At 35.8% G+C, this 11270-nt stretch carries 11 protein-coding genes and 1 pseudogene (2 of these 12 only partly in view); 8 read left to right on the forward strand and 4 right to left on the reverse strand.

Annotation, left to right across the window (positions count from 1 at the left end):
- Positions 1–15 precede the first annotated feature (15 nt).
- Positions 16–675 (reverse strand): dTMP kinase, encoded by a 660-nt coding sequence (tmk, locus tag EDM02_RS03825; protein WP_123663230.1) that lies wholly within the window; start codon positions 673–675, stop codon positions 16–18.
- Positions 676–846: 171 nt separating this feature from the next.
- Between tmk and EDM02_RS03830 the strand changes: the two genes are divergently transcribed.
- The 3 genes and pseudogenes from EDM02_RS03830 to EDM02_RS03845 form a co-directional block, all read left to right on the forward strand.
- Positions 847–1713, forward strand: coding sequence for a metal ABC transporter permease (locus EDM02_RS03830; RefSeq protein WP_123663232.1), 867 nt, complete (start codon positions 847–849; stop codon positions 1711–1713).
- Positions 1714–1724: 11 nt separating this feature from the next.
- Complete coding sequence (locus EDM02_RS03835) at positions 1725–2198, forward strand: type I restriction enzyme HsdR N-terminal domain-containing protein (RefSeq protein WP_123663234.1); 474 nt, start codon at positions 1725–1727, stop codon at positions 2196–2198.
- Between the two features lie 604 nt (positions 2199–2802).
- Positions 2803–2889 (forward strand): annotated as a pseudogene (locus EDM02_RS03845) (transposase); the annotation flags it as partial.
- 68 nt (positions 2890–2957) lie between these two features.
- On the opposite strand, the gene htpG reads toward EDM02_RS03845, so the two are convergent.
- Both htpG and EDM02_RS03855 read right to left on the reverse strand, forming a co-directional pair.
- Positions 2958–4769 (reverse strand): molecular chaperone HtpG, encoded by a 1812-nt coding sequence (gene htpG / locus EDM02_RS03850; RefSeq protein ID WP_123663235.1) that lies wholly within the window; start codon positions 4767–4769, stop codon positions 2958–2960.
- A 138-nt stretch (positions 4770–4907) separates the two neighbouring features.
- Positions 4908–5606, reverse strand: a complete 699-nt coding sequence (locus tag EDM02_RS03855) for a ComF family protein (RefSeq protein ID WP_123663237.1) — start codon at positions 5604–5606, stop codon at positions 4908–4910.
- Between the two features lie 353 nt (positions 5607–5959).
- On the opposite strand from EDM02_RS03855, the gene hisS reads away from it, so the two are divergent.
- From hisS to EDM02_RS03880, 5 genes are all read left to right on the forward strand, one after another.
- On the forward strand, positions 5960–7342 hold the full coding sequence (gene hisS / locus EDM02_RS03860; protein ID WP_123663239.1) for a histidine--tRNA ligase: 1383 nt from the start codon (positions 5960–5962) through the stop codon (positions 7340–7342).
- The gene (locus tag EDM02_RS03865) at positions 7339–8190 is read left to right on the forward strand and encodes a metal ABC transporter permease (protein ID WP_123663241.1); all 852 of its coding nucleotides are present in this window, start codon (positions 7339–7341) and stop codon (positions 8188–8190) included. Before hisS ends, EDM02_RS03865 begins: the two co-directional genes overlap by 4 nt.
- A 444-nt stretch (positions 8191–8634) precedes the next feature.
- On the forward strand, positions 8635–8973 hold the full coding sequence (locus tag EDM02_RS03870) for a DUF3127 domain-containing protein (RefSeq protein WP_123663243.1): 339 nt from the start codon (positions 8635–8637) through the stop codon (positions 8971–8973).
- A gap of 216 nt (positions 8974–9189) precedes the next feature.
- Positions 9190–9828, forward strand: a complete 639-nt coding sequence (locus EDM02_RS03875; protein ID WP_123663245.1) for a peroxiredoxin — start codon at positions 9190–9192, stop codon at positions 9826–9828.
- A 126-nt stretch (positions 9829–9954) separates the two neighbouring features.
- Positions 9955–11270, forward strand: the 5' portion of a protein-coding gene (locus EDM02_RS03880) for an NTP/NDP exchange transporter (protein WP_260215044.1). 25 nt of this gene lie beyond the right edge of the window; the window shows 1316 of its 1341 coding nt (coding positions 1–1316); its start codon is at positions 9955–9957; the stop codon falls past the right edge of the window.
- Positions 11254–11270: the 3' end of an AAA family ATPase gene (locus EDM02_RS03885; protein ID WP_123663247.1), read on the reverse strand. 559 nt of this gene lie beyond the right edge of the window; 17 of the gene's 576 nt are visible here — the last part of the coding sequence; its start codon lies beyond the right edge, outside the window; the stop codon is at positions 11254–11256. The genes EDM02_RS03880 and EDM02_RS03885 overlap by 42 nt on opposite strands.

Here is an 11270-nt window from a genome sequence, read left to right on the forward strand (position 1 = left end):
AGAGAAAAGTGGTTACTATACATGCGATGATTGGTTGGAAATACGATCTGTAATATTTTTCATTAATTCCAAAAAATCATCTTGCTCTAGATGATGCACTCGAAGAAAGGGGCATACATGCAATTGTAGTGCTTTTTCATAAGCTAATTGAATGGCTTTAAAACGATTTTTGGACATTTGATCGAATAGGTCCTGTTTGCTTCTGGCCTGGTTACGCAATTGAAAAGTATTAAAATCCAGGTCGCAATAGATACATAGATCTGGCATTAACCCAGAAAAAAAACGATGAGTAGATAAAAAAGGTTCCCAGGACTGGGGTTTATCTGTTAATTGGTAGGCTATAGTAGAAAAAATAAATCGATCAAAGACGATAACATGTACATCATCTACCAGTGCCTCTTGATGGATGAGCTCATTGCGTGCAGCCAAAAATAGAAAAAATTCTGTAGTGGGATTTGCTCCCATCTCTTGAACCGCTAAGATCGTTTCCCAAATTACTTGCGCATTTTTACTTCCTTTCGGATCGTGCAAAAGCTTTACACGATAACCTTGGTTCAATAAAGTACCTTGAATGTGATGAGCTAAAGTCGTTTTGCCAGAAAAATCTATACCTTCGATAACTAGAATAAATGGCCTAGCCTGTGCTTCAGGTTGGCTTTTTGCTATATTTTTCATATATAGATTATTTTAATACTTACATGTGCAAAAAAACTGGCTGATTGTACCATTAAAAATACAAATTAAATCCAGTATCTATTAAAAAATAAAGTTTAACTCAAAATTAAGTATATTGCATCCAAGCTTATGCAATTATACACAACATATGGAAATAGCATTTATTAAATCATGAGCGCTATTCAAAATTTTATTTCTTTATTAGATCCAAATGTACGAAACGTACTGCTAGGAACTATTTTGTTGAGTACCAGTAGTTCTATGATTGGCATATTTGCCCTTTTAAAAAGGAAAACATTAATTACAGATGCTATTTCCCATGCAGTACTACCTGGGACCTGTTTGGCTTTTTTTTTAACAGGAGAAAAAAACTCTGTTTGGCTGATTATAGGTGCGTTTATTACGGGTTGGTTGGCATCCATAGCGATCAATACCATAACCACTCAATCGAAAATAAAACAAGATACTGCCATTGCTATTATTGCTTCTCTATCTTTTGGATTTGGCAGTTTTTTATTATCTATTTTGCAACATAGTGGTCAGGCTAGCCAGGGAGGGCTAAAATCATTTTTATTGGGCAGTGCAGCAACCCTATTACGAGAAGATATTAACTTATTGCTGTTATTGAGTTTAATGATTATTGTAACGCTATTACTATTCTTTAAGGAATTTATGGTCATTGCATTTGATCGACTTTTTGCAAAATCCATAGGTATGCCTGTTCAAAAAATGGATTTTATATTTACAAGTTTATTGGTACTTGCCATTGTAGTGGGTATAAGAGCAGTAGGTGTGATTTTGATGAGCGCCATGCTCATTACGCCGGCTACTACAGCAAGATTTTGGACGGCTAAGATCGCTTACATCATGCTTTTTTCTATTCTCATCTCCCTTTTTTCTTCCCTTACAGGAACGTTTATATCCTATATTGTGCCTTCGATGCCTACTGGACCTTGGATTGTGTTGATTATGTCTCTTATAGCCTATTGTTCTTTTGCACTTTCTTGGTGTTATCGTACATTCATACAAAATAGATGAATCTATTTTGTATGATACCACTTATGCTACCTGCTTTCGATTATAAATCGAAGCAGAAATTAAACAAAACCTATATTTTAGATCTAATACGTAAAAAATATCTATTGCTAACACCAGAAGAATGGGTACGTCAGCATATGATCAATTATTTGATTCACCATCTTGCTTATCCCAAGGGATTGATCCGTTCGGAGAAAAAAATAAATGGAACAATGGGAAATTATAGACCCGATATAGTACTATGCGATAGATTAGGGATAGCTAAAATGATTGTAGAATGTAAAGCATATCATCTAACGCTGACAGAGGCAACTTTGGGGCAAATTATGCAATACCATAGACAACTTTCTGTAGATATTTTATTAGTAACAAATGGTATAATGCATTTTTGTTGGCAATTGGACCACACTACCCATCAATTTAAAGTAATGGAACATATTCCTGCACATCAGGAATTCTGTAAAGAGCTAGACTATTTCGGATAGAACCACATTGACACTTTAGATTAACCTATTTACCTAAGGTTAACCTATTTACCTAACCTTTCACGTAAGTCCTATCATGCATTGCATATTAAATATTTTTCAAAATATTTAACAATATATTGCCTATGCCTAAATAATCAATAGCTGGGGCACACTCGCAAATGGACATGATTCCCTATATAAGAAGAAAGGAAATATTAAAAATAACAAGCCAAGTATCGCGCTGCTACAACCACCTTACCTTTGCTTCCTTCCAGACCTGGAGGATTCGGCAGGAACTAGCCGTACTGGCTTGTTAATGTTAAGTTAACACTTTTTTTTTAAAAACTACTTCTTTTAAAGCTACTTTTTTTGCTTGATCAAAAAAAGTAGCCAAAAAAAATCAAGCGCTGGTGAACAAAGCTGTTGAAAATTCCAGTCTGAAAGCTGAAAATCAGAACTCGCCCATGCCTGCGGCCTTGGGCTCAAACAGGCTGATTTTCTACTACCTTGCAGCCTGGAATTTTCTAGTCACAGCTTTGTTCAAGGCGCGTTTTTTATAAATTTACATTATTGCGCTATTTTTAAATACGAACGTGAAAAAAAATAAAAATACGCATAGGCCAATCGTTTATTTGTTGAAGCAATTTTATATCGTTATAGAACTGACATACCCTGGAGAGATTTACCAGCACGTTTTGGGAATTATCGCTCACCACTGAACGGATACAAAAACTTCTCATTTTGAATAGAAGCGCTCGTTTATATAGCTCGTTTATTTTACTTATCCAATAATTGATTCATATAGCTTTTTATAAACGCAGCTAACGATTCTCCTTCTAAAAGACCTTGTGCCAGTAGGGCCAGTTGATAGGAATGCGTTACCAATTCTTTTTGTCTTTCTTTATCAGTAGTATAAAGTATCTTTTTAGCCAAAAGATGGTTGCCATTAATGGCTAAATGGATGGAACGAAAAGGCTTATTTCCAGGAGCACTTTCTTGTGTAAATCTCTCCATCCGCTTCGAAAACTCAGGAGTGATACAGGTTACAGGTAGTTCTTCGGGCAACATAGCAACCACATTCCAGGTAGTTTGTGCAACGTCAATAGTTTTTTCGTAAATCGACTTTAGTTCTTCTTTTTCTGCTTCTGTAAGTTCAAGTGCTACTGTTTCTTCTTTTTCAATGAGATTACCAATGGTATCGGTATCAACACCTTTAAATTTGATTTTATCAAATTTAAACTCACCGAAATTAATAAAGTTGGTGTCAATCTGGCTATTAAGAACCAATACATCATAGCCCTTTTGTTGTATCGATTGTATATAAACAGCCTGTTTTTGGGGATCTGTGGTATAAAGAAAAACTACATTCCCTTCCTTGTCTGTTTGATTCTCAGATACTTTATTTTTATACGCTGCTATGGTATAGTAGTGGCCCGATAGGTTTTGCAACAGTACAATTTCTCTAATTTTTTCGTCAAATTTGTCATCTGTCATCATACCATACTTGATGAAAAGGGAAATATCATTCCATTTAGCTTCATAAGCTTGACGATCTTGTTGAAAAAGTGTTTCTAGTTTTTCTGCTACTTTTTTAGCAATATAAATATTAATTTTTTTTACATTACTGTCTGATTGCAAGGCATTTCTGGATACATTCAGGGGTATGTCAGGTGAATCAATTACCCCGTGCAACAAACGTAAAAATTCTGGAATAACTTCTTTGACATCATTGGTAATAAACACTTGCCGTGCGTAAAGCTGGATAGTTTCTTTTTGCTCAAAATAGTTTGCAGCTTTAGGAAAATAGAGTATTCCCGTTAGTGTAAATGGATAGTCAATATTTAGATGAACCCAGAATAGAGGATCTGCTGCAAAGGGATAGAGTTCTTTATAAAATGTAAGGTAATCTTCAGGCTTTAGATCTGCTGGAATTTTTATCCATAGAGGTGTCGTATTATTGATAACTTTTCCATCAAATAAAATCTCTACCGGCAAAAAACGACAGTGCTTATTTAAAATGGATTGAATACGTTCTTTTTTCAAAAATTCTTCGGCATCCTCGGAAAGATGTAAAATAATTTCTGTTCCTATTACATTTTTTTCAACAGGATTTAGTTCAAAATCAGTGCTTCCATCGCAAGACCAATGGACTGCTTGGGCAGCTGCTTGGTAAGATTTGGTAATAATTTCAACTTTTTTAGCTACCATAAAGGCTGAATAAAAGCCTAAACCAAAACAACCAATGAGTTGATGTTGCTCAACCTGTTCTTTATATTTTTCTACAAATTCAGTAGCACCAGAAAAAGCAATTTGATTGATATATTGCTTAATTTCATCAGCCGTCATACCCAGTCCATCATCTTTAATGGTAATGGTTTTATGCGTCTCATCGAGCAGTACTTCTACTACCAATTTGTCAGTAGACCCCTCATAAAGACCCATAGAACCTAGTTTTTTAAGTTTTTGGATGGCATCTACTCCATTAGCTACTAATTCCCTTAAAAAAATATCTTGATCGGAGTAAAGAAATTTTTTGATAATGGGGAAAATATTCTCGGTATGTACGGATATGGTTCCTTTTTCGTTCATTTTTAATTCAAATTAAAGTTAAAAAATATAATTATGCGCATCTAGTACCAATAATTTTAAATATTACCAGCTTTTTACAAAAAGGCTTATGGGGGCTTTTTACTACTTAAGAAATGCATGAATTGTGCCAACTTTTTATTATGCTTCTTCTACCACAGCTATGGTGGCAATACTAACTTGTCCAGCTCCTTTGGCTAGCAGCGCTTTTGTACAAGCGATTAATGTAGCTCCTGTAGTAAGGATATCATCTACCAATAACAGGTGTTTGTCAGTAAGTAAATTTGACTGTGTTACCTTGAAGGCGTCTTTGACATTTACCATACGTTCTTCTTTACTTTTATGTATTTGAGAGGGGGTATTTCGGGTCCGCTCTATACAGGTTGGGTAGAAGGGAATTTGCAGTGACACTGAAAGCCCTTTTGCAAAAAAATCGCTTTGGTTATAACCTCGTTCTTGTAATCTTTTATGATGCAGTGGAACAGGTACAATAGCATCTATTGTTTTAACAATAGATGGATATTTCGACAAGCTATTGCCATAGCAGTGCCCCAATAGCTCTCCAATTTTGGGCTGATTCTTATATTTCATGGCAAAGAGCACTTGCTCGAGGAGGCTCTGTTTTTTTAATTTATAAAGCGCAAGTCCATAGGTTATAGCAGCTTTCCCTATAAAACGATCGGTAATGGCATGGTCTACTACCATATGGGAATTTGTTTCAGGAAATGTACTGAAACAAATAGTACAAATCAACGTTTCTCCCTGAACTAACCTATGGGTACACCCTACGCATAGGGGAGGAAAAAGACAATCTAATAGTCCAATGATAAATACTTTCATGTGTATGATATGCTTTTTTATTTTTAGCCTATTTGTATTAGACCCTCTGCAAAATGCGCTATTATTTATTTTCAGGCTATTAAGCCTGATATGTAGGTTGCTATCTATTTGTTTGGTTGGCTTATTTAGCAAATCTACATTTCAAATGCACAATACCTGCGATGACGCTGCATCTTATGTTATATTTATTTTTATATTTGCTATGAACAATTTTTTAAGTTACAAACGCATCATAGATCATCCCATCTGACTGATGCACTCCTTAAGGGAAAATCCTATCATTGTGAATGATCCGATGATAGTGTATATTTATCAATATTAAAACTTTGCATTTCAGGCATTAGCAAAAGTAGATGACCATACTACCCACCCTTGTAAAAGGTATGCGTGACTACAGTTCACTTCGAGTGTACCGACGCAATTATATTCTTTCAACGATTCAATCCCTTTATGCACTATATGGTTTTGAACCACTAGAAACCCCTGCTCTAGAAAATCGTACTACCCTTACAGGTAAATATGGCGAAGAAGGAGAGCAATTAATTTTTAACATACTCAAATCTGGTAATTTTTTAGAAGAAATAGCTTCAGAAATGCGTTTTGAGAACTACAAAAAAATAAAGCCCCTCATCAGTGATAAAGGACTGCGATACGATTTAACTGTTCCTTTGATACGCTATATTTCAGCCAATCACCGTCAGATGCTTTTTCCATATAGACGCTATCAAATGCAACCTGTATGGCGTGCAGATAGACCCCAAAGAGGACGTTATAGGGAATTTTTACAGTGTGATGCCGATATTATTGGCAGTACCTCTCTATGCTGTGAAGCAGAAATTTTAAAACTTATTTATGAGGTATTGTCAGCCCTACAGATACGAAACTTTTGCATAAAAATCAACCATAGGGGCGTGCTTAGCGCTATTGCTGATGCCGAAGAACAGAGTGAAAAAGAAAAGATATTTTGCATTATTGTAGATAAGCTAGAAAAAATTGGATTGGAAAAAGTTACTGCTGCCTTACAGAAAGAGGGATTTAGTGAGAGAACCATTGCATTTCTTTCCTCTTTTGTTAATTTTAAAGGAGATAATGGTCAACTTTTAGCGCAAATGAATGCGGCCATTGGCCATACAGATAAAGGTTCAAAGGCAATAGCAGAATTAACTCAAATAATGGAAAATGCTCATTGTCTTGGGCTTCCAGAGGCGGTATGTTTGGTTGCCCCAACGTTAGCAAGGGGGTTAGCTTATTACACAGGTCTTGTCATCGAAGCAGCTGTAGCACACACGCCCATAGGTAGCCTGGGGGGAGGCGGTAGATATGATCATCTTGGAGATTTTTTTGGAACAACCGGATTGTTTGGCGTCGGATTCTCTTTTGGTATAGATAGGCTCTATGATATTATGGAAGAGCAGCATCTCTTTGGTTCAGTAGTTAACTATACAACAGAGGTATTATTAGCCAATTTAGAAAAAAAAGCAGAACCCCAGCTTCTTAATATATTGAATCAGTTGCGTTCGAATGGGTTTAAAACAGAAATTTACCCTAATCCGGTAAAAATACATAAACAATTATCCTATGCCAATAAAAAAAATATTCCTTTTGTAATTATGATAGGACAAACAGAACGATCTACCAATAGCTATGCGCTCAAAGCAATGCAAACGGGTGTACAAAATAGCTATAGCTGGCCGGAGCTATGTGACGTATTAAGCAAGGCCTTAGCAGTAAAATGATAGCCATAGAGGCGCTGTGGACGATTATGGTTGCTGCACTCGCCAGTATAAATTGTGCTTTAATCGGTATCTATTTGGTATTAAGAAAAATAGCCATGATGGGAGATGCGATTGCCCATGCAATGCTTCCAGGTATTGTATTAGGTGTCCTTAGCACGGGATCTAAAAATTCTCCAGTGATAGTGGTGGGAGCAGGCCTGATGGGCCTGCTCGTTACTTTTCTTGTATCGCTGCTAGAAAAAAAAATAAGGATACAGATAGATGCTGCCATAGGCATAAATTTCACCTTTCTCTTTGCCTTAGGGGTCATTTTAATCTCTTTTTTTAGTAGGAAAATAGACCTAGACCCAGAATGTAGTCTTTATGGTGAACTGGCAACTGTTCCATTAGATATTTGCCAAACGGCCAGTGGGATACACTTAGGTCCTAAAGCATTTTACATTTTACTAATGGTTTTAGTTTGTAATATGACTTTTCTTATAATTGGTTATAAACATCTGTTTGTGAGTACTTTTGATCCACAATTTGCGAAAAGTATTGGGGTAAATACCACCTATTGGCACTATATTTTAATGGCTGTAACGGCTTTGACAACCGTTGCTGCCTTTGAAGTAGCGGGGGCTATTTTAGTAGTTGCCCTTTTAATTGTTCCCACTGCAAGTATGTATTTAATCACAAAATGTCTTAAACATCTCTTATTTTATAATATCATCTTTGCTATACTAACCTCTATTGGTGGGTATTACATGAGCCTCTTGTTTAATAGCTCTATGGCAGCTGCTATGGTTACAACAGCAGGTCTATTATTTTTGGGTACTTTTGTATTTGTCAAATTCAAAAATAATTAGGACAGCAGAAATGTGCTACAAGTAGATGGACTTGGCATCTATATTTGAGAAAAAGTACTATTTTAGGGCCATAACGGATGTTACACACGTAGCTTTATACTGATGTTACGCGGGTAGCTTTATTTAACACCCAAACTTTTCAACTTTTGAGACCTAATTTGATTAGCATGATTAGCACTTATAAAGTAATTTATGCATCTTCGTGCCATGATATAAGATTCAGAAACTGTAAAATGTTATGCATATTTTTTATCTTGTACACACGTTTGGCTTGATCAAAAAGTGTGTAAAAAATCAAAATACGAGAATGGATGCAAAAAAATTTTTATTTGTATAATTTTATAATAAATAAGGGTTTAATAAGAGCGCGACGCATGGTTGTTGCGTAACATCCGTGTATAATATTTTAGTTAATAATTTTAAACCACTCTAACAAACATTATAATGAATATAACTGGAAAATTATTTGAAATAACTCCCTCACAACAAATATCTGATTCATTTAAAAAAAGAACTTTTGTTGCAGAATACGCAGAAAATCCACAATATCCAGAATACGTTTCCTTTGAGTTAATTCAGGATAAATGTGATCTATTAGATGGGTTTAAGGAGGGCGAGGAAGTAACTATACATTTTAATTTACGTGGAAGAAAATGGACCAATCGAGAAGGGGTTGTGAAATACTTTAATTCTTTGCAAGCATGGCGTTTAGAAAAAGGCCATCAAATGCACGAAGGAACTGCTACATCTTTTACTGATGCGGAAGATGATCTTCCATTTTAGGATATGGTGTGGCACTGAACAGGTGCGTGCTGCATATATCCTGTACCATTTGTAAAGTGTATACCGTAACAAAAAGTGATTTTTGAGTGCAAAATGTAGGATTTATTAAAAAAAAGTATAGATTTGCATTGTGCTGTACTGTACATGGGAAAATTTAGTTTAGAAGTAATGGGGACGGGGAGTCTATTTACATTTTTTTATTAATTGTATACAACCGTGAGTTTATTAGGGAGCCAGGCTCCTATTTTTAAAGCAGCAGCCGTCATCAATGGTGGGACTGTTGTAGTTGACTTTTCATTGAAGCAGTTTTTAGGAAAGCAAGAGGTTATTTTCTTCTTTTATCCTAAAGATTTTACTTTTATCTGCCCTACTGAGTTACTATCCTTTCAGCAATATTTATCCCAATTCATAGAACGAAATGTAGCGTTAGTTGGCTGCTCTACCGACACGGAAGAAACCCATTGTGCCTGGCTGAACACACCTAAGACCAAAGGAGGTATTGCCGGCGTAACCTATCCATTGGTTGCTGATACGAGCAAGACCATTGCCTCTAATTATGGTGTCTTAGGCGGTAGTTGGAGCTATAATGACCATAATCAATTGGTTTGTTCTGGACTTCCCATAGCTTATCGTGGAACTTTTTTAATTGATAAAGAAGGTATCGTACGTTATGTTTCTATTAATGACTTACCGTTAGGCAGAAATATCAAAGAAATATTACGTGTAGTGGATATGTGGCAACATGTAATCCAATACGGAGAAGTTTGTCCAGCTAATTGGGCAAGAGGTGATCAGGCCATACAAACTACTTCTGAAAGCATATCCAACTATTTAACCCTAAATACAGAACTATGATAAGAGCTTGATACCATTAACTTTTCTACTAAATTAAGAGGCACTGCAAAGTATATAACTCATAAAATATGATTTACCAAGCAGTCTTGCCTTACACTTTATTTTTTAACTAAATTTAAAAACACAATGCCAATACATACAAAACAAGAGTTTGGTACCATACGTGGGTTGATATTCCCCATACACAAACATGAGCTACGTAAATTTTTACCGACGGCTTTAATATTTATTCTAATCTCTTTCTGTTATGCACTTACACGTTCCTTGAAGGATATGAATATGCTTAAAGAAGTTAGTACTGCGGCCATTTATTGGCTAAAAGGTTTCGCTATTACACCCAGTATGATTTTTTTTACGATTCTTTATGGAAAAGTTAGCCGTTCTACCGGAAGAGATGGCCGATTCAATGCAGTTATGATCTACTTTTTAGCTTTTTTTATCCTTGCATTTGTTTTTTTATTTCCGCAAAAAGAAGTTTTGCAGCTAACGCGTTTGTCTAAAACACTTATAGCAAAATGGCCACTTCTTACAGGGTTATGGGAGATTCTTGGCGTTTGGCCCATTTCTCTTTTCTATATCCATGCTGAAGCGTGGGGGACCTTTGCAATAAGTGTCGTATTTTGGACTTTTGTAAATGAGATTACCGCTGTAAGTGAGGCCAAACGTTTTTATAGCTTTTTAGGTATGTTTGCTGCCCTTGGTAGCATTGCGGCTGGCTATACCCTTAAACTAGAGCGTATCCGTACAAATTTTGATCAAGGTCTTATGTATGTCATTATTGCCATTATTTTGATACTGGTAACATATAACTTGTTTACTGCAGATATAAGGGCCAATCCATCCTATTATCAGATTGAAAAAAAGGTTAAAAAGGTTAAAGTTAAATTACCCTTTATGGAATCTATTAAGTTTTTAGCTCGGTCTAAGTACCTAATGTTTATTTCTATATTGGTGTTAGGTTATGGATTGGTTATTGCCCTTTTTGAGGGCGTACACAAAACGCAAATGCAGCAATATGTGAACCTAACGGGTGATGCAACGATTTATGCAGGACTTTATGGTCAGCAACAAATTGCATCAGGCTTTGTGTCTATTTTAGTTGCATTATGTTTTGCTACACCTATTCTGAAGAGAGGATGGTCATTTGCCGCATCTGCTACACCTGTTACGGCATTGGTAATGACGGTTTTATTTTTTACTTTCCTGCGTTTTGGTAATGTTTTAGAGGGTTTTTTGACAAATTTTAATATGACCGCTTTACATATGTCTGTTATAGTAGGCATTTATAATGTAGTCTTGATTAAGGGGGTTAAATATGTTCTTTTTGATCCAACCAAAGAGGCTGTGTATGTTCCATTAGATGAAGAGACTAAAGTTCGTGGAAAAGCAGCAGTAGATGGCGTAGGCTCTCGTTTGGGAAAGACATTAGCATCTTGGTTGAT

Source organism: Candidatus Cardinium hertigii (genome assembly GCF_003788695.1).

Bases quoted from the DNA above. Each gene is read 5' to 3' on its own strand.
- tmk (WP_123663230.1), bottom strand. From the start codon at position 675: ATGAAAAATATAGCAAAAAGCCAACCTGAAGCACAGGCTAGGCCATTT.
- EDM02_RS03830 (WP_123663232.1), top strand. From the start codon at position 847: ATGAGCGCTATTCAAAATTTTATTTCTTTATTAGATCCAAATGTACGA.
- EDM02_RS03835 (WP_123663234.1), top strand. From the start codon at position 1,725: ATGATACCACTTATGCTACCTGCTTTCGATTATAAATCGAAGCAGAAA.
- htpG (WP_123663235.1), bottom strand. From the start codon at position 4,769: ATGAACGAAAAAGGAACCATATCCGTACATACCGAGAATATTTTCCCC.
- EDM02_RS03855 (WP_123663237.1), bottom strand. From the start codon at position 5,606: ATGAAAGTATTTATCATTGGACTATTAGATTGTCTTTTTCCTCCCCTA.
- hisS (WP_123663239.1), top strand. From the start codon at position 5,960: ATGACCATACTACCCACCCTTGTAAAAGGTATGCGTGACTACAGTTCA.
- EDM02_RS03865 (WP_123663241.1), top strand. From the start codon at position 7,339: ATGATAGCCATAGAGGCGCTGTGGACGATTATGGTTGCTGCACTCGCC.
- EDM02_RS03870 (WP_123663243.1), top strand. From the start codon at position 8,635: ATGAATATAACTGGAAAATTATTTGAAATAACTCCCTCACAACAAATA.